The sequence below is a fragment of the Nonomuraea angiospora genome, assembly GCF_014873145.1.
Lineage (GTDB): Bacteria > Actinomycetota > Actinomycetes > Streptosporangiales > Streptosporangiaceae > Nonomuraea > Nonomuraea angiospora.
The window spans coordinates 5,878,978-5,896,051 of sequence record NZ_JADBEK010000001.1; the positions used below are offsets into that span (position 1 = coordinate 5,878,978).

12 protein-coding genes are annotated in these 17,074 nt (G+C 70.1%); 4 read left to right on the top strand and 8 right to left on the bottom strand.

The window, feature by feature from the left end:
- Window positions 1-24: 24 nt before the first annotated feature.
- The 5 genes from H4W80_RS26405 to H4W80_RS26425 all read right to left on the bottom strand — a co-directional run bounded on the left by H4W80_RS26405 (window position 25) and on the right by H4W80_RS26425 (window position 6,965).
- Window positions 25-1,326, bottom strand: coding sequence for an ABC transporter substrate-binding protein (locus tag H4W80_RS26405; RefSeq protein WP_192787548.1), 1,302 nt, complete (start codon window positions 1,324-1,326; stop codon window positions 25-27).
- A gap of 120 nt (window positions 1,327-1,446) precedes the next feature.
- On the bottom strand, window positions 1,447-2,220 hold the full coding sequence (locus tag H4W80_RS26410) for an AMP-binding protein (RefSeq protein ID WP_192787549.1): 774 nt from the start codon (window positions 2,218-2,220) through the stop codon (window positions 1,447-1,449).
- Window positions 2,221-2,549: 329 nt separating this feature from the next.
- Window positions 2,550-4,988, bottom strand: coding sequence for an ATP-binding protein (locus H4W80_RS26415; protein ID WP_192787550.1), 2,439 nt, complete (start codon window positions 4,986-4,988; stop codon window positions 2,550-2,552).
- A gap of 135 nt (window positions 4,989-5,123) precedes the next feature.
- Window positions 5,124-6,569, bottom strand: coding sequence for a penicillin-binding transpeptidase domain-containing protein (locus H4W80_RS26420; protein WP_192787551.1), 1,446 nt, complete (start codon window positions 6,567-6,569; stop codon window positions 5,124-5,126).
- Window positions 6,570-6,605: 36 nt separating this feature from the next.
- The gene (locus H4W80_RS26425) at window positions 6,606-6,965 is read right to left on the bottom strand and encodes a MerR family transcriptional regulator (RefSeq protein WP_192787552.1); all 360 of its coding nucleotides are present in this window, start codon (window positions 6,963-6,965) and stop codon (window positions 6,606-6,608) included.
- 152 nt (window positions 6,966-7,117) lie between these two features.
- Between H4W80_RS26425 and H4W80_RS26430 the strand changes: the two genes are divergently transcribed.
- Window positions 7,118-8,041 (top strand): aldo/keto reductase, encoded by a 924-nt coding sequence (locus tag H4W80_RS26430; protein WP_192787553.1) that lies wholly within the window; start codon window positions 7,118-7,120, stop codon window positions 8,039-8,041.
- A gap of 396 nt (window positions 8,042-8,437) precedes the next feature.
- Here the strand turns inward: H4W80_RS26430 and H4W80_RS26435 are convergent, their stop codons facing one another.
- Window positions 8,438-9,076 (bottom strand): TetR/AcrR family transcriptional regulator, encoded by a 639-nt coding sequence (locus tag H4W80_RS26435; RefSeq protein ID WP_192787554.1) that lies wholly within the window; start codon window positions 9,074-9,076, stop codon window positions 8,438-8,440.
- A gap of 57 nt (window positions 9,077-9,133) precedes the next feature.
- On the opposite strand from H4W80_RS26435, the gene H4W80_RS26440 reads away from it, so the two are divergent.
- Complete coding sequence (locus H4W80_RS26440) at window positions 9,134-10,429, top strand: GH1 family beta-glucosidase (RefSeq protein ID WP_192787555.1); 1,296 nt, start codon at window positions 9,134-9,136, stop codon at window positions 10,427-10,429.
- Here the strand turns inward: H4W80_RS26440 and H4W80_RS26445 are convergent.
- Window positions 10,411-11,307: a VldE C-terminal domain-containing protein gene (locus tag H4W80_RS26445; protein WP_192787556.1), complete on the bottom strand. Its 897-nt coding sequence runs from the start codon at window positions 11,305-11,307 to the stop codon at window positions 10,411-10,413. The two genes, H4W80_RS26440 and H4W80_RS26445, sit on opposite strands and share 19 nt — an antisense overlap.
- Before the next feature lie 202 nt (window positions 11,308-11,509).
- On the opposite strand from H4W80_RS26445, the gene H4W80_RS26450 reads away from it, so the two are divergent.
- The gene (locus tag H4W80_RS26450) at window positions 11,510-14,527 is read left to right on the top strand and encodes a M14 family metallopeptidase (RefSeq protein ID WP_318787069.1); all 3,018 of its coding nucleotides are present in this window, start codon (window positions 11,510-11,512) and stop codon (window positions 14,525-14,527) included.
- Between the two features lie 123 nt (window positions 14,528-14,650).
- Window positions 14,651-16,084 carry an aldehyde dehydrogenase gene (locus tag H4W80_RS26455; protein WP_192787558.1) on the top strand — a complete coding sequence of 478 codons (1,434 nt, stop codon included), beginning with the start codon at window positions 14,651-14,653 and terminating at the stop codon, window positions 16,082-16,084.
- A 198-nt stretch (window positions 16,085-16,282) separates the two neighbouring features.
- Here the strand turns inward: H4W80_RS26455 and H4W80_RS26460 are convergent, their stop codons facing one another.
- Window positions 16,283-17,053 (bottom strand): alpha/beta hydrolase, encoded by a 771-nt coding sequence (locus tag H4W80_RS26460; protein WP_192793747.1) that lies wholly within the window; start codon window positions 17,051-17,053, stop codon window positions 16,283-16,285.
- Window positions 17,054-17,074 lie beyond the last annotated feature (21 nt).

A 17,074-nucleotide genomic window follows, 5' to 3' on the forward strand; every position in this document is an offset into this window, starting at 1 on the left:
GGGTGCCCGCCGCGCCCCGACGAGTTACTGAGCGTTGGCCTTGGCCGCGTCGGCGAGCCCCTGCTGCAGGGCCTTGACGTCCTTGCTGCCGATGAACAGGCCGACCGCCTCGGTGATCGCCGCCAGCCACGGCTGGTTGACCGAGACGCCGTGCTGGATCGACCCGGCGAGCTTATTGCTCGACCAGTCCTTCAGCGCGTCGGCCAGGTAGTCGGTGTAGAGGGACTGGTCGGCGTCCTTGCGGGCGGGGATGGAGCCCTTCTTGGGGTTGAAGGCGTCCTGGCCCTCCTTGCTGGCCGCCACCTTCAGCCAGGCGATGGCGCCGTCACGGTTCTTCGCGCCCTTGGGGAGGGTGAAGCTGTCGGACAGCCACATGTACGTGCCCTCGGTCCCGGGAGCCGGCGCCCAGTCGAAGTCCGTCTTCGACTTCTTGCCCAGGCCGCCCTCGGGCGGGTTGTGGAAGTAGCCGTACGCCCAGTCGCCCATGATGTTGAACGCGGCCTCGCCGTCGGCGACCTGCTTGGCGGCCGGCTGCCAGTCGTCCTGCGGGTCGCCCGCGTACGACATGATCTTGGCGAAGCTTTCGAGCGCCTTGGTCACCTGCGGGCTGTTCCAGTCGGCGCCCGGCTTGAACAGCGCGTTGTAGGCGTCGGTGCCCATCGAGCCGAGCAGGACGTTCTCCAGCAGGTGGGTGACGGTCCACTCGGAGCCGATCGACAGCGGGATCTTGCCCTTGGCCTTGACCTTCTCCAGGTCGGCGATGAACTCGTCGATCGTCTTGGGCGCGGCGGCCACGCCGGCGTCCTTGAGCACCGCCGGGTTGAACCACAGCACGTTGGAGCGGTGGATGTTCACCGGGACCGAGTAGATCTTGCCGTCAACGCTGATCTGCTCGACGAGCTGCGCGGGGAAGACGTCCTTCAGCTTCAGCTCGTCGTACAGGAAGGTCAGGTCCTCCAGGTTGCCGGCCTTGATGTAGCCCTGCAGCTCGGCGCCCGCGTGTCCCTGGAAGGTGTCGGGCGGGGTGTTGGCCTGGAGCTTCGACTGGAGCAGGGCCTTGGCCTTGTCACCGGAGCCGCCCGCCACGGCGGCGTCGAAGAATGTGTAGTTCGGATTCTGCTGCTCGAAGATCTTCTTCATCGCCTGGAGGCCGTCGGCCTCGCCGGGGCCCGTCCACCAGGAGAAGACCTCAACCTGTTTCTTCTCTCCGCCGCCGCCACTGGCCGCCGGAGACTGGGACGCCTGCCCGCCTCCGCCGCCGCCGCAGGCCACCAGGCTCAACGCGCTCACGATCGAGATCGAGACGGTCGCTAACCACCGTCGCATCGCACACCATCCCTTCGAAGCCCCCGAAGTTGGTGATTTGACAACGTTGTCAACCAACGGCCATCTACCCACTTCCCGCCGCGCGGCGTCAAGGGATGGGCGGATAACAGCTCCGCATACTCAGCGGACGCGCTCCAGCCCGCCCTCGGGGTTGGTCACCACCGTGACGCTGAAGTCGTAGCTCGTGCCGGGCGGATCGCCGCCGCCCGCGGCCACCACCAGCGCGCCCTTGGACACCCCCAGGCCCACCAGGGCGACCAGGTCGCACCGGCTGTCGGGCGACCACGTGGTCAGCACGACGTCGGACTCGGCCAGGCCAACGGGCAGGTCGAGCTCCGCCATCCTGGACAGCAGGTCGGCGTGGGACATCCGGCCGCCGTCGGCCGTCAGCAGCGCGTCCTGGCGCTTGGCGTCGAGCGCGGGCAGCGGGGTGGGCTCCAGCGTGAGCAGGCAGCGGAAGTCGATCGTGTCGAGCGCCGCGCCCAGCGAGACGACCTGGCGCACCCGGGACTCGTCGGCCGCCCGCACCGCCGTCTCCGCCAGGTCGGGAGTGGTGATCAGGGTGCGCGCGTCGCACGCGCGCAGCCACGCGGCCATCTCACCGGCGCCGAGCGCGGGATCGATCGGCGCCGCCACGCCGCCCGCCGCCAGCACGGTGTGCACGGCCAGCGTCTGCGCGCCGGCGGTCGAGACGTGCACGCCCACCACCTGGTCGCGCCGCGCGCCCCTGCGTACGAGCCCCGAGGCCGCCCTGGTCACCTCGGTCACCAGCCTGCGGTAGCCGTAGACGTGGCCGCCGCGCAGATCGACGAGCGCCGGCCGCTCCCCGCGCTCGTACGCCCGGCGGAACACCTCGTGGATCACGGTCCCGGTGGTCGAGGCGGCAGGCTTCATGCCCGCCAACGTACGACCGCCGGGCATGCACAGCATCCACCGATGTATGTAGGCAGATGTGCATTCCCTCGGGCGGGCCCGAGCCCTGCGCGACTCGAGCCCGCTGCCACGCGCCCGGAACCGGACCTCCACCCCTCCGAGGAGGCCCAGCTCCGCGCGGACGCGTGACGTCCCCGATGGACCGGCCACACCGCCGAGGGATAGGAGCGACGGTGCGGCCGATCACACGTAGCAACGGTAGGTGTGCATACGGGTGCCGCACATGCGCTGACATGGCCATTCGACGATGTAAACCGGCCGGCTCCGCGATGTGTAGAGAGGTGCGCCGATCAGCGGCGCTCGATCACCCATGCGGCGATCTGTGTACGTGTGGAGAAGCCCAGCTTGGACAGGATGTTGGCCACGTGGCGGGCGGCGGTCGCCGGGCTGATGACCAGTTCGTCGGCGATGGCCCGGTTGCTCAGCCCTCTGGCGATCAGCTCGGCGATCTCGCGCTCCCTGGCCGTGAGCCTGCTGTCCTGGCTGACCGGCATGACCGGCTCCATGGGGCGTTCGGGCAGCGCGCCGTCCAGGGCGCACGCCACGGCCTGCTCGGCGGTCATCCCCGCGCCCTCCGACCACAACATGCCGACCACGGCCTCGCCCAGCCCGCTCCGCGCCGGTCGCAGGACGTCCTCCGTACGCGCGTCCGGCTGGCGGCTGCGCAGCGCCACCGAGGCGGCGGCCAGCAGGACCGCGCGCCGGTGGTCGCCCTCGGCGGAGACCAGGACCGCCCACTCCTCCAGCCGCCTGGCGATGCCCGCGCGCAGCCCCGCGTCGCGGCTGAGCACCAGCGCCTCGGTGAACCTGGCCCTGGCCTCCGCCAGGTCACCCTGGTCGAGCGCCACCTTGCCGAGCCCGGCCAGGCAGCTCACGATCTGCTGCCTGGCGTCCACGTGCCGCAGCAGGCCCAGCCCCGACTCGTAGTGCCGCTTGGCCGTCGCGAGGTCGCCCGAGCGCCTGGCGACCTGGGCGAGCCCGATGTGGGCGTAGGACCGGCCCACGTGGTTGTCGAGCCCCTCGTTGATCGCCAGCACCTCCTCGAACCCGCGCTGCGCCTCCCGCAGGCGGCCGTGGTGCAGCCCGAACTGCGCCCGGGTGCCCTGGGCCAGCGACTCCAGGATGAGGTCGCCGGAGCGCCTGGCCAGCTCCAGCGCGCGGGCCAGGGTGTCGGGCTTGCCGGTGAGCTGGGCCAGCACGATCGTGCCGACGGCCTCGCCGTACGCGTCGTCGGCGGACCTGCACAGATCGAGCCCGGCGCGGGTGCACCACGTGGCCAGCTCGAGATCGCCCGCCGCCAGCGCCAGCTCGCCGCGCAGGATCGTGGCCTGCCCGCGCAGCGCCGGCTGCACCTGCGGGGCCTCGAGGGCCAGCAGCCGGTCGAGCCGCTCGGCCATGTCGAGCTTCCTGCCGCTGCCGACCAGCAGGTAACGCAGGTCGGTCAGCAGGCCCAGCGCGGTCTCCGGCAGGCCGATGGCGATCGACCAGTCGCAGGCCGAGCCGACCTCGACCTTGAGCGCGTCGAACAGGTTCACGTACCGCTCGATCACCGGCCACGACGTGCGCGCGCCCGGCGCGATCGCCTCCTTGAACCCGCTCGCCATCGCGGCCAGCGCCGTCAGGTGCCTGCGCCGCAGCTCCGTCTCCTCACCCGACTCGGCGAGCTGCTCCAGCGCGTAGTCCCGTACGGTCTCCAGCAGCCGGTAGCGCGCCTGACCGGCGATCTCGCCGTCGAGCGCGACCAGCGACTTGTCCACCAGGTCGCACAGCCTGAGCAGCACGTCCTCCTCGGGCAGCCCCGGCCCCGAGCAGACCGCCTCGGCCAGGTCGAGCGTCCACGAGGAGCGGAAGGCGGCCGTGCGGCGCAGCAGCAGCCGCTCCTGCGGGGAGAGCAGCCGGTAGCTCCAGTCCACCGCGGCCCTGAGCGTGCGGTGCCGGGCCGGAGCCGTACGCGCGCCGCCCGCCAGCAGCCTGAACCGGTCGTCCAGCCGCTCGACGAGCTGGCGTACGGACAGGACCCGCACCATGGCGGCGGCCAGCTCGATCGCCAGCGGCAGGCCGTCGAGCGCCTGGCACAGCTCCGTGACCAGCGGCCGGCTCTCGTCGGTCAGCTCGAAGCCGGGCCGGGCGGCGGTGGCCCTGGCCACGAACAGCCGCACGGCCTCGCTCTCCTCCCCGCCCCCCGAACCGCTCGCCGCCCCTGTCGCCGAGCCGCCCACCGAGCCGCCCGCCGAGCCACCCCCGGAGCCGCCCGCCGGCCGGTCCACCGACAGGGGCGGCACCCGCCACACGGTCTCGCCGGGTACGCGCAGCGGCTCCCTGCTGGTGGCCAGCACGGTGAGCCCCGGGCAGGCGCCGAGCAGGTCACGGCACAGCTCCGCGCACTCCCCGATCACCGGCTCGCAGTTGTCGAGCACCAGGAGCGCGCGCCGGCCCCCGATCGACTCGGCCAGGTCGCCCGCGATGCCGAGCGCGGCTGCGACGTACCCTCTCAGCTCGCCCTTCTCCAGGTCGGCCAGTTCGATCACCCACACGCCGCCAGGATGGTCAGGACCCACCCTGGCCGCGAGCCGCATCGCCAGCCGGGTCTTCCCGATGCCGCCCGCGCCGCAGAGGGTCACGGCCCGGGAGACGCGCATCAGATGGACGAGCTCATCGAGATCGGACTCCCGGCCCACGAACGCGTTCGGCTCGGCCGGCAGGTCGCTGAAGTCGGCGAATCGCAGCATCACTGTGAGTGTGTCACCAACTACGCCATGCGCCCAGACATAATCTATGGAGATCTGTCAGTGCCCGCGGACACACTCGCGTCAGGTCCCTCGACGACCTCTGCACCCTCCGGGCCGCCGCCTACCGCTGACCCTTCATTGCAGGGCGGCCGCGATGACCGTGCGGGCGATCGAGGTCACCGCGTCGGCCCGCGCCCCGGGGTGCTCCAGCACGACCCCCACCGCCACCTCGGGCGCGTCCGCGGGCGCGAAGGCGGTGACGAGCGCGTGGTCGTCCGTCCCCGGGATGACCTCCGACAGGACGGCCTCGGCGCCCCTCCTGGGGGCGGCGGCCGCCGACTTGCCGGTGCGCGGCGCCATCGTCATCATCGCCGCCAGGCTCTTGGCCAGCGCCGGCGACACCGCCTTGCGATAGACGGAGGGGCCGGCGCGGTCGATGATCGAGCCGTCCGCCAGCCGTACCTCCTCCACCAGGTACGGCCGCATCAAGGTCCCGTTGTTGGCCACGGCGGCCGACAGCATGGCGACCATCAGCGGCGTCACCCGGATGGCGTGGTGCCCGATGGCCGACAGTGCGGTCTGCGCCCGATCCATGGCCGGCGGAAAGCGGCTGGCGGTGGCGACGAGCGGGATCGTCAGGTTGGGCGCGTTGAACCCGAACGCCTCCGCCTGGTCCCTGAGCAGGTCCTGCCCGAGCTGCAGCCCGATGCCGGCGAACGCGGTGTTGCAGGACACGTGGAACGCGTCCGTGAGCGTCGGCCGCTCCTTCCCGCAGCCGCCGCCGCCCGCGTTCTGCAGGATCGTCGGCGTCCCGGGAAGCCGCAGCCGCGCGGGCGCGTTCACCGGCGTGGTCGGCGTGTACTCCCCGGACGCCAGCGCCGCGGCCGCCGTGACCAGCTTGAACGTGGACCCGGGCGGATAGAGCCGGTTCAGCGCCCGGTTCAGCAGGGGCCGCGCCGGATCCTGCCGGAGCAGCCGCGAGGTCGCGAGGAGCCGCCCGGCGTCGAACGTGGTGAGGGTGTTCGGGTCGTAGGTCGGATAGGTGGTCAGCGCCAGGATCGCCCCCGTCGCCGGGTTGATGGCCACCACCGCTCCAGGGAGCCCCATCCTCCTGAGCTCCTGGTACGCGGCCCGCTGCACCCGCTCGCTGATCGTCAGCCGGACGTCGGCCCCCTCCACGACGCCCGCCCCGACCAGCGAGCGCACCTTGACCTTCGGGTCATCCCCGGACAGCACCTCGTCCCGCGCCTGCTCGATCCCGGTGGAGCGGTAGAGCGACATGTGACCGGTGACGGCCGCGTACAGCTCCCCGTCCTGGTAGACCCGCCGGTAGAGGTACGGGCCGCCGCCGGTGGGGCGGCTCACGGCGATCGGGGTGCCCTCATAGGTCAGGATGTCGCCGCGCGGATGGTCGAACCTGGCGATCAGCGGCCGCACGTTCCTGTGGTCGGCGTTGAGCTCCCGCGAGCCGAACGCCTGGACGAGCGTCACATGCGCCAGCAACACGAACAGCATCGCCGCGCACAACCTGGCGACACGGCGCAGCGGCTCGTCGATCCGCTCCGCCCTCGATCCGGCCATGGATCTTGGTTTAACAGCCGGACCGCAAAGACAGGGCTAGAGCTGGCTGCGGTAGTAGCCAATCTTGTTGTGGATGTACTTCTGCCGCTCCGCCAGCTTGTCGATCTGCTCCCTGACCTGCCGGTCGTGCTCCTCCAGCAGCTTGATCCGGTCGGGGATCGTGCCGTCTCCGGCGCGTACGAGCTCGGCGAAGCGGAGCATCTTGGCGATGGGCATGCCCGTGTCACGCAGGCAGCGCAGCGTGCCGAGCCAGCCGATGTCCTCCTGGCTGAACCTGCGCTGCCCGGCCGCGTTGCGCCCGACGCGCTCCAGCAGGCCGATCTTCTCGTAGTAGCGCAGGGTGTCGATGCTGAAGCCGGTCTCCTCGACAACTTCCGCCGGCGTGTAGACACTCATGCGCCCTCCTTCGTCGGTCGCATGAGCGTGCCACTGCTGTGTTCGATGGTTCGCTCGCTCTGCTCGCTCACGTTCACCAGGATCCCACCTGGAGCGCACTCCAGGTCAATGGGCTTGACATGGAGTGCGCTCCAGCTCCCAAAGTCGGGCCCATGAACATCGCACTCGGCACGATTCCGTTCGGCACGACCGTCGACCTGCGGGACACTTTCGCCATCCTGGACCGCTTCCACGAGGCCGGCGGCACGATGCTCGACACGGCCAACAACTACCCGTTCTGGGTGGAGGGCCGGTCGGGCGACGAGAGCGAGCTGGCCATCGGCGCGTGGCTGGCCGCTCGCGGCAACCGCGATGAGGTCTTCATCAGCACGAAGGGCGGCGCCCGCCCCACGGTCCCCGGCGACACCACCCTGGCCTCCGCCGAGGGCCTGTCCGCCCCCGCCATCGCCAAGGCTGCCGAGGGCAGCCTGCGGCGCCTCGGCACGGACCACATCGACCTGTACTGGTCGCACATCGAAGACCGGTCCGTCCCGCTGGAGGAGACCCTGGGGGCGCTGAACGAGCTCGCCCAGGCAGGCAAGATCCGCAGCGCGGGGGCGAGCAACATCGCGACCTGGCGCCTCGAACGGGCCAGGAACCTCTCGGCCGCCCACGGCTGGATCCCCTACACCTACCTCCAGCTCCGCCACACCTACCTGCGACCGCGCCCGCTCACCAAGCTGGCGGAGTCCGGGCACAGGCTGGCCACGGACGAAACCCTCGACTACCTGGCCGCCGAGCCTGACGTGACGCTGTGGGCGTACAACACGCTGATGTTCGGCAGCTACACGCGCCCTGACCGGCCCATCCCCGAGATCTACGACCACCCGGGGACCGCGCGGCGGCTCGCGGTGCTGCGGGAGGTCGCGGACGAGCTGGGCGCCACGGCCAACCAGGTGGTGCTGGCATGGCTGCTGGCCGACGGCGTGGTCCCGATCGTGGGCGTCTCTACGCAGGCCCAGCTGGAGGAGGCCATCGCCGCCGCCGACCTCAAGCTCGACCCCGACCTCCGCACCCGACTCGACACCACCACCTGACCCGGTCCCCCTTCCGCCGCCCCACCGCACCGAGCTGAGCGCCGCGCGCATTGCGCCGACCACCACCGCACCGGTGAAGCGCCGTCCACATTGCGCCCGACCACCACTGCACCAGTGAAGCGCCGTGCACATTGCGCCGCCCTCCACCGCACCACACCCCGCCGACCCGGCGCCAGAAGGGCGGGGCTCGCGCCTTGCGGCCTGGCAGCAGGCGGCACGCTCGCGGGCGGCCCAATGGCGGGGCGGCGTCGCAGCGGGCCGCGTGGTGGCGGGCGGTGTGGTGGCCTTCGTCGCAGCCGGAGGGGCGGGGGTGCCTTGGGGGCGGGGGTGCCTTGGGGGTGGGGGTGCCTTGGGGGTGGGGGGCGTCAGGGAGAGGGGTGGGTGAGCGGGAGTCGGTCAGGCGAGGTGGTCGGACAGGTAGCGGCGGACGAGGTGTTTGCATTCGGCGATCAGCAGCGCATCGCCGCACCGATCCAGGCGGAACGCCAGCTTGAGCACCGCGTCCGTCGCCTCCACCGCCACCAGCAGCGCGCGATCCAGCCCCGGCCCCACGGGTGCGTCCAGGAGTTCGAGGGTGAGGGCGCGCAGCCGGTCGGCCACCACCATGTTGTTCTCCTGGGTGCCGTCCAGCGCCATCTTGCTCCCGCCGACCGCCGGGCCGCCGGGGGCGAGGAGGACCTCGCCGAAGTCCAGCACCCCGAACCCCGGCGTGGTGCGCTTCATGGCGACGAACTCGTCGATGGCCAGGTCGACCAGGTCCGTCCAGTGTCCGAGGTCGGCCTGGGGGATGCGGTCGATGACCCGGGAGAGGAACGCCTCGAGGTTGCGCCGTGCCAGCGCCCGCACCAACCCCTGCTTGTCGTGGAAGAACTGGTAGAAGGTGCCGATCGGGACTTCGGCGCGGCGGGCGACCTCTTTGGTGGTCATCGCCTCGTAGCCGACCTCATCGAGAAGGAGCGCGCACTCGTCGAGCATCCGCTCCACCCGCTCCACGCTCCGGCGCTGGGCGGGACGGCGGCGCAAGGTACTCGTCATGACCCCATCCTGACCTATTACTGACATTAAAGTTCCCATAGACGAAAGGAGCCCGGGATGTTCCTGTGGGGGACGGCCACTGCGGCGTACCAGATCGAGGGCGCGGTCAAGGAGGACGGCAGGGGCGTCTCCATCTGGGACACCTTCGCCCACGAGCCGGGCCGCACCAGGGACGGGCATACCGGGGACGTGGCATGCGACCACTTTCACCGGTGGCGTGAGGACGTCGAGCTCATGTCCGGGCTCGGGGTGAACGCCTACCGCTTCTCCATAGCCTGGCCGCGCGTGCAGCCGCAGGGGGACGGCGAGGTCAACGTGGCAGGGCTCGACTTCTACGAGCGGCTGGTGGACGCGCTGCTGGAGAAGGGCATCCAGCCGGTGCCGACGCTGTTCCACTGGGATCTGCCGCAGGCGCTACAAGATCGCGGCGGCTGGATTAATCGCGATATTGCGGGAAATTTCGCCGAGTACGCCGCCACCGTCGCCGCCCGCCTGGCCGATCGCGTCCCCCTCTGGATCACCCTGAACGAGCCGTTCGTCCACATGGCCTACGGCTACGCCATGGGCATCCACGCGCCGGGCCAGGCCCTCCTCACCGACGCGCTCCCCGCCGCCCACCACCAGCTCCTGGCCCACGGCCTGGCCACGCAGGCCCTACGGGCGGCCGGAGCCCGCCAGGTGGCCATCACGAACAACTGCACCCCGGTCTGGCCCGCGTCCCAGGAGGAAGCCGACCTGAAGGCGGCGGAGGCCTACGACATCCTCCACAACCGCCTCTTCAACGACCCCATACTTCTCGGCAAATATCCGGACCTGTCGGCGTACACCAAGACTGTCGACTTCGTCCGGGACGGCGACCTCGACGTCATCGCCACCCCGCTGGACGGCCTGGGCATCAACTACTACAACCCCACCCGCATCGCCGCCCCCACCGACGACGGCCTCCCCTTCGCGGACGCGGGCGTCACCGGCTATCCCACCACCGCGTTCGGCTGGCCGGTCGTCCCCGACGGCCTGCGCGAGCTCCTGACCGGCCTCAAGTCCAGGTACGGCAGCGCGCTCCCGCCCATCCACATCACCGAGAACGGCTGCTCGACCGACGACACGCTGGAGGACCACTCCCGCATCGAGTTCCTGGAGGGCCACATCGCGGCGATGCGCCGGGCCATGGACGAGGGCGTGGACGTCCGGGGTTACTTCGTCTGGTCCCTGCTGGACAACTTCGAGTGGGCCGAGGGCTACCACCAGCGCTTCGGGCTCGTACACGTGGACTTCGAGACGCAGCGCCGCACCCCGAAGGCCTCCTACCGCTGGCTGCGGGAGCACCTGCGGGCTCAGAACACCGACACGTGAACGTGGTCGTAGTGGTTGGCCGTGACCCCGCCGCGGTCCGACATCGGGTCCCAGCCGCCGCCTGACCGGATGTCGTAGTAGCGCTGCTTCCAGATGATGTACATGACGCCGATCCGGGCGCCGTTCTTGATCAGGTAGTCGGCCAGGGCGTCGCCGCGGGCCTCGTCGGACCCGCTGGCCATGGTGCCGCCACGCGACATCATGAAGTCGCAGGCCCGGCCCTTGCCGTGCTCGCCGGGGTCGCCGGGGCGCAGGCAGCCCACGCCGTACTTCATAGGGAAGTTCCGCATGATGTCGGCCCGCACGTCGATCATGCGCTGGGTCAGGCCCTCGGCGCCGCCGGGCTGCTGGAAGCCGTACTTGGCGAGCAGCTTGTCGATCTCGCGCTGCTTGCTCTGGAGGTTCTTGATCTCCTTGCGCAGCTTCTCGATCCTGTCGTTGGCGGCGATCTTCGCCTGTTTGGACTTGTCGATCAGCTTCTGGACGCTCTGGACGCGCCTGGTGCGCTCGTCGGCCATGTAGGTCATGTTGGCCGCCTGGCCCAGCATCATGGTCGGGTCGACGTTGGGGGTGAGGAGCTGGAAGGTGTCGAGGGGGCCCACCATGTACGCGGTCTGCGCGATGCCCGCCACGTCCGCCTGCGCCTGCCTCAGCTGGGCCAGAAGGGTGCTGGAAGTGGTGGTCGCCCGTTTCACCTGGAGCTTGATCTCCTCCAGGCTCTGGATCTGGCCGCGGTAGCGCTTTTCGAGCAGCTCGGCCTGTTTGGTGAGTTTCCGCAGGTCACCAGGGCTGGGGTCGGCCACGGCAGGGGATGACACGGGAAGGCCGAGCAGCCCGGCGAGGACGGCGACAAGAACGGCGATCCGCCCGGTTCTCACACCCGCCCCCTCCCCTCATAGACGGTCCGAAACTATAGAAGATGATCTTGATTCCTGTCACCCGAACGGCCGAACTGCCGCACCATTGGTGACATTTATGGTGATTTGTCCGAATTAAGAAGGATCTAAAGATTGGGCCTTGTATAGATCGCTCCAACGGTCTGAGATGGCGATCGAACTCGTCTCTGCGAAGGGGCAGATCGTGTCTCGAACCTTGACCATCGCCACCGCCGTCATCCTCGGCTTAGGCACCTCCATCGTGGCCACGACCGCGCAGGCGTCCGTGGACCCGCTACCACCCCGCGACCGCATCGAGCTCTACCAGCTCGACAGCGCCCCGGGCACCGCGCAGACACTCAGGGAAAAAGGCTTCGACGTCGTCCAGCAGCAGAACAAGGGCGACCAGGAACACATCGAACTCACCGCCGCGCAGACCGATCTCGACGCGCTGCGCAAGCTCGGCCACAAACCCGAGCCCGTACGCAACCCCCAGGGCCAGACCCAGCTCGAGGCCGCCAAGGCACAGGCGGCCTCCGGCTACACCGTGTGGAAGTCCTATTCGGAGACGGGCGGCATCGCCGACCAGCTCAAGGCCATCGCCGGCGCCAACAAGGACATCGTCAAGCTCCAGTCCATCGGCAAGTCGCTGAAGGGCCAGGACATCCTGGCCGTCAAGGTCACCACGGGCGCCCGGCTGCTGCCCGACGGCCTCAAGCCCTCGACGCTCTACTCCGCCACCCAGCACGCCCGCGAGTGGATCGCCACCGAGGTGGACATGCGGCTGCTGAAGTACGTGATCGCGAACAAGGCCGCGCTGAAGGACCTGCTCAACAAGACCGAGCTGTGGTTCGTGCCGGTGGCCAACCCCGACGGGTACGACTTCACCTTCACCGAGGGCAACCGCCTGTGGCGCAAGAACCTGCGTGACGTCGACGGCGACGGCAAGATCACGATCGGCGACGGCGTCGACCCGAACCGGAACTTCCCGACGAACTTCCACTACGACGAGGAAGGCTCGTCGAGTATCCCGAGCAGCGACACCTACCGCGGCGCGGGCCCGGCCAGCGAGCCGGAGACCAGGGCCATGGACGGCCTGCTCAGGCGCATCGGGTTCGAGATGCAGCTCAACTACCACTCCTACGGCCCGCTGCTGCTCTACCCGAGCGGCTTCCAGATCGCCACGGAGACGGCCGACAACCCGATCTACGAGGCCATCACCGGCAACGACGCCAAACCGGCCGTCCCCGGCTTCGACCCCGACCTCGGGGCCGAGCTGTACACCACGAACGGCGACACCAACGACCATGCCCACCGCCAGTACGGCACGCTGTCGTGGACGCCGGAGCTGGACGAGGGGTGCGACGGCTGCGGGTTCGTCTTCCCCGACGACGAGGCGCTGGTGCAGGGCGAGTTCGAGAAGAACCTGCCGTTCGCGCTCGACGTGGCCAAGTCGGCGGTCAACCCCGTCGAGCCGGTCAACCACCTGGGCAACACGACCCCGGACTTCGAGATCGACCCGTTCGAGGTCAGCTACGGCAAGGACCAGGTCGTCCAGGTCAACGCCAAGCGCAAGCTCGGCCCGGTCTTCCTGAACTACCAGGTCAACGGCGGCCGTACCAAGACCGTCCTGACGGGCGAGTGGAAGGGCGGCGAGCGGTACGGCAGCGGCTACAACCGCTACTACCACCGCCTGCGCGGCAAGATCACCGGCACCAGGCCCGGCGACAAGGTGAAGGTCTGGTTCGCCTCGATCGGCAGGAAGAGCGCCGACTTCACCTACACCGTGGCGACCGACATCGGCGGCAAGGTGCTGATCCTGGCCACCGAGGACGTCACGGGCCTCAGCCCGGCGCAGGGCGTGAGCGAGGCCAAGTACGCCGACGAGTACGCCGCGGCGCTCACGGCGGCCGGCTACACCTCGGACGTGTACGACATGGACAAGATGGGCCGCAAGGCCCCGCACCCGCTGGGCGTGCTCAGCCACTACAAGGCCGTGGTGTGGGAGACCGGTGACGACATCATCCCGAGGTCGCCCGGCCAGGTGGGCGGCACCACCTCCAAGGGCGGCGTGGACACCGAGCTCGCGGTCCGCGACTACCTGAACGAGGGCGGCAAGCTGCTGCACGCCGGCAAGTACCCGTCGTTCGCGGCCAACAACAACGGCGCCTACTACTACCAGCCCGACCAGCCGGCGCAGCCGGAGTGCACGGTCCCGGACGACCCGCCGTGCATCCCGGTGTTCAACGACTTCCAGCAGTACTGGCTGGGCGCGTACGTCTTCTTCGACGACGCCGGCACCAACCACGACACGGGCCAGCCGTTCGGGCTGGCGGGCAACGGCGGCGCGTTCGACGGCTTCGGCGCGACGATCGAGCCGAGCCACACCAACTCGTTCGTGGCCACCTCGGCCATCCTGCCCGCGCAGCAGTTCCCGCTGTTCGCGAGCTCGGCGCAGGTCAAGTGGGTACGCCCGGGCGGCCCGTTCGACCCGCACTCCGGGGCGTGGGACGTCTACAGCGGCATCGCCGACGTCTCGTGGAAGCGGCTGACCAAGACGGTCGACCTGACCGGCAAGACCAGTGGCGAGCTGACGTTCTGGACGTCGTACGACACCGAGAGCACCTGGGACTACCTCGCGGTCGAGGCGCACACGGCCGGCGGCGACGACTGGACCATGCTCCCGGACGCCAACGGCCACACCACCCAGGAGACCGGCAGCAGCTGCGACCCGCCCAGCGGCGGCGACGGCTGGCGGACGATCCACCCGTTCACCCAGCGCTACCAGGGCCCCAACTGCGAGCCCACCGGCACCTCCGGCGCCTGGCACGCCGCCACCGGCAACTCGGCCGGCTGGCAGCAGTGGAAGATCGACCTGACCCCGTACGCGGGCAAGCGGGTCGAGCTGTCGATCTCCTACATCAGCGACTGGAGCACCCAGGGCGCGGGCGTCTTCCTGGACGATTTCGCGGTCACCCTGGACGGCGTGACGGCCGAGCAGACCTCGTTCGAGTCGGACCTGGGCGGCTGGGCCGTCGGGGCGCCTCCCGAGGGCACCTCGCCGTCGATCAACAACTGGTTCAGGACGGACCAGGTCTTCGAGGAGGGTGCCGGAATCGTCACCAAGGACACCGTCTACCTGGGCTTCGGCGCTGAGAGCGTGACCGACCCGGCCACGCGCGCCGACCTCGTCAAGAGATCCATGAAGCACCTGCTCGGTTAGAGCCGGAGAGGGGTGCGGCAGAGCGTGCCGCACCCCTCTTGCGTGTCCGGACAGAACATGGTTCGGTCACCTTGAGGAAGTCCGGAAGCAAGCAAGCATTCGGTCAAGCAGGAGGGTCACGACATGCGCCGGCACGACACGCTGTTCATCGGGGGCGAATGGGTGGCCCCCGCGGGCACCGCGACGATAGACGTCGTCTCCCCGCACACCGAGGAGGTGGTCGGCCAGGTGCCCGACGGCACCACCGCGGACATGGACCGCGCGGTCGCGGCCGCCAGGGAGGCGTTCGACCACGGGCCGTGGCCGCGGATGACGTTCGCCGAGCGGGCCGAGGTCATCGGCAGGCTGGCCGCGATCTACAACGAGCGGCAGGGCGAGATGGCCCAGCTCATCACGGAGGAGATGGGCTCGCCGATCACGTTCTCGAACCTCGCCCAGGCGCCCCAGCCGCTGGGCATGCTGCAGTACTACGCCGAGCTCGGCAAGACGTTCGAGCAGGAGGAGCAGCGGCCGGGCCTGTTCGGCCCGATCACCGTGCGCAGGGAGCCCGTGGGCGTGGTGGCGGCCGTGGTGCCGTGGAACGTGCCCCAGTTCGTCACGATGACCAAGGTCGCGCCCGCGCTGCTGGCCGGCTGCGCCATCGTGCTCAAGCCGGCCCCCGAGACGCCGCTGGACGCGTACCTGCTGGCCGAGTGGGCGATCGAGGCGGGCATCCCGGCGGGCGTGCTCAACATCGTGGCCGCGGGCCGCGAGGTCGGCGAGCACCTGATCTCCCACCCCGGCGTGGACAAGGTGGCCTTCACCGGCTCGACGGCGGCCGGCCGGCGGATCGCCGCCATCTGCGGCGAGCAGCTCAAGCGGGTCAGCCTGGAGCTGGGCGGCAAGTCGGCCGCGATCGTCCTGGACGACGCCGACCTGGCCGCCAGCATGGGTTTCCTGTCCATCGCCTCGCTCATGAACAACGGCCAGGCCTGCGTGGCGCAGACCCGCATCCTGGCCTCGCGCAACCGCTACGACGAGGTCGTCGACGCCGTCGCGAACATGGTCAACTCCCAGCCCGTCGGCGACCCCGCCGACCCAGCCACGGGCATCGGCCCGCTGGTGGCCAAGCGGCAGCAGGACCGGGTGGAGGGCTACATCAGGATCGGCATGGACGAGGGCGCCAAGGTCGTCGTCGGCGGTCTCGACCGGCCCTACGACCGCGGCTGGTACGTCTCCCCCACCGTCTTCGCGGGCGTCACCAACGAGATGCGCATCGCCCGCGAGGAGATCTTCGGCCCGGTCCTGGCCGTGATCCCGTACGAGGACGAGGCGGACGCCGTACGCATCGCCAACGACAGCGACTACGGCCTGGCCGGCTCGGTGTGGACGGCCGACGCCGAGCACGGCATGGACGTGGCCCGCCAGGTCCGCACCGGCACGTACGGCGTCAACTGCTTCATGCTGGAGACCAACGCGCCCTTCGGCGGCTACAAGGCCAGCGGCATCGGCCGCGAGCTGGGCCCCGAGGGCCTGAACGGCTACCTGGAGTACAAGACGATCGCGCGGCTCGGCTAGCGCGGCGAGAAGGGCCTCGCGGCATGCCGCGAGGCCCTTCTTCGTGCCGCGGAACGTGCACCCAGCGCGCCCCCGCAACGCTAGGTACAGATCCCGCTACCGGAAGTATGTCCCACGGTCACCGCTGCGACGGTTTCCTTCCCCAGAGACTTTCTCCCGGCGGTTTCTTTCTTTCCGTCCTAGATAGACGCCTTTAACTCACGAAAGGTTCGAAGAGATCCACTTGCCGATTCTGCGAATGAGTTCGGGGGGCGCGGCGGTCTCCGCGTGGCCGTACCCGGGCTCGATCCAGAGCTCCTTGGGCTCGCGCGCGCCGGCGTAGAGTTGGTGCGCGTGGTCGAGCGGGAAGAACGTGTCCTGGTCGCCGTGCACGACCAGCAGCGGGGTCGGCGAGATGAGCGCGGCGGCCTCGTGCGGCGGCATCGGGATCGGGTCCCACTCGCCGCGGGCGATCCTCGTCCGCTTGACCACCCTCGCCGCCAGGCGCCCGAACGGCCGCTCGATGGCCCAGTGAACCTGCCGCATCGGCTTGGTGCCGCGGTAGTACCAGCGGGCCGGGGCGCTCACCGCCACCACGGCGTCCACGCCGCCGAGCAGGCCCGCGTGCCGTACGGCCACCGCCGCCCCCATGGAGAAGCCCACGACCGCGAGCTTGGAGTAGCCGGCCACGCGGGCGTGCCGGACGGCGGCGTCCAGGTCGAGGATCTCCAGGTCGCCCACCGTGGTCTCACCGCCGGAGCGCCCGTGGCCGCGGAAGTCGAAGGCGATCACCCCGCCGTACCCGCTGAGCACGTGCACGATGCGCCGCGCCGTACGGTCCCGCCACGACCCGGTGAACCCGTGCGCCATCACGATCCCTGTGTTCATGGCCTCCACTCCGTGGAGGCGGGCTCGGTCGCTGGGGAGCCGTCGCCGCGAGAAGGGGGTGTGGGCGGCGTTGAGGCGTATCCCGTCTTCGGTCCTGAGCATGACGGGGAAATGAGGCGCGTA

Bases quoted from the DNA above. Each gene is read 5' to 3' on its own strand.
- H4W80_RS26405 (WP_192787548.1), bottom strand. From the start codon at position 1,326: ATGCGACGGTGGTTAGCGACCGTCTCGATCTCGATCGTGAGCGCGTTG.
- H4W80_RS26410 (WP_192787549.1), bottom strand. From the start codon at position 2,220: ATGAAGCCTGCCGCCTCGACCACCGGGACCGTGATCCACGAGGTGTTC.
- H4W80_RS26415 (WP_192787550.1), bottom strand. From the start codon at position 4,988: ATGCTGCGATTCGCCGACTTCAGCGACCTGCCGGCCGAGCCGAACGCG.
- H4W80_RS26420 (WP_192787551.1), bottom strand. From the start codon at position 6,569: ATGGCCGGATCGAGGGCGGAGCGGATCGACGAGCCGCTGCGCCGTGTC.
- H4W80_RS26425 (WP_192787552.1), bottom strand. From the start codon at position 6,965: ATGAGTGTCTACACGCCGGCGGAAGTTGTCGAGGAGACCGGCTTCAGC.
- H4W80_RS26430 (WP_192787553.1), top strand. From the start codon at position 7,118: ATGAACATCGCACTCGGCACGATTCCGTTCGGCACGACCGTCGACCTG.
- H4W80_RS26435 (WP_192787554.1), bottom strand. From the start codon at position 9,076: ATGACGAGTACCTTGCGCCGCCGTCCCGCCCAGCGCCGGAGCGTGGAG.
- H4W80_RS26440 (WP_192787555.1), top strand. From the start codon at position 9,134: ATGTTCCTGTGGGGGACGGCCACTGCGGCGTACCAGATCGAGGGCGCG.
- H4W80_RS26455 (WP_192787558.1), top strand. From the start codon at position 14,651: ATGCGCCGGCACGACACGCTGTTCATCGGGGGCGAATGGGTGGCCCCC.
- H4W80_RS26460 (WP_192793747.1), bottom strand. From the start codon at position 17,053: ATGCTCAGGACCGAAGACGGGATACGCCTCAACGCCGCCCACACCCCC.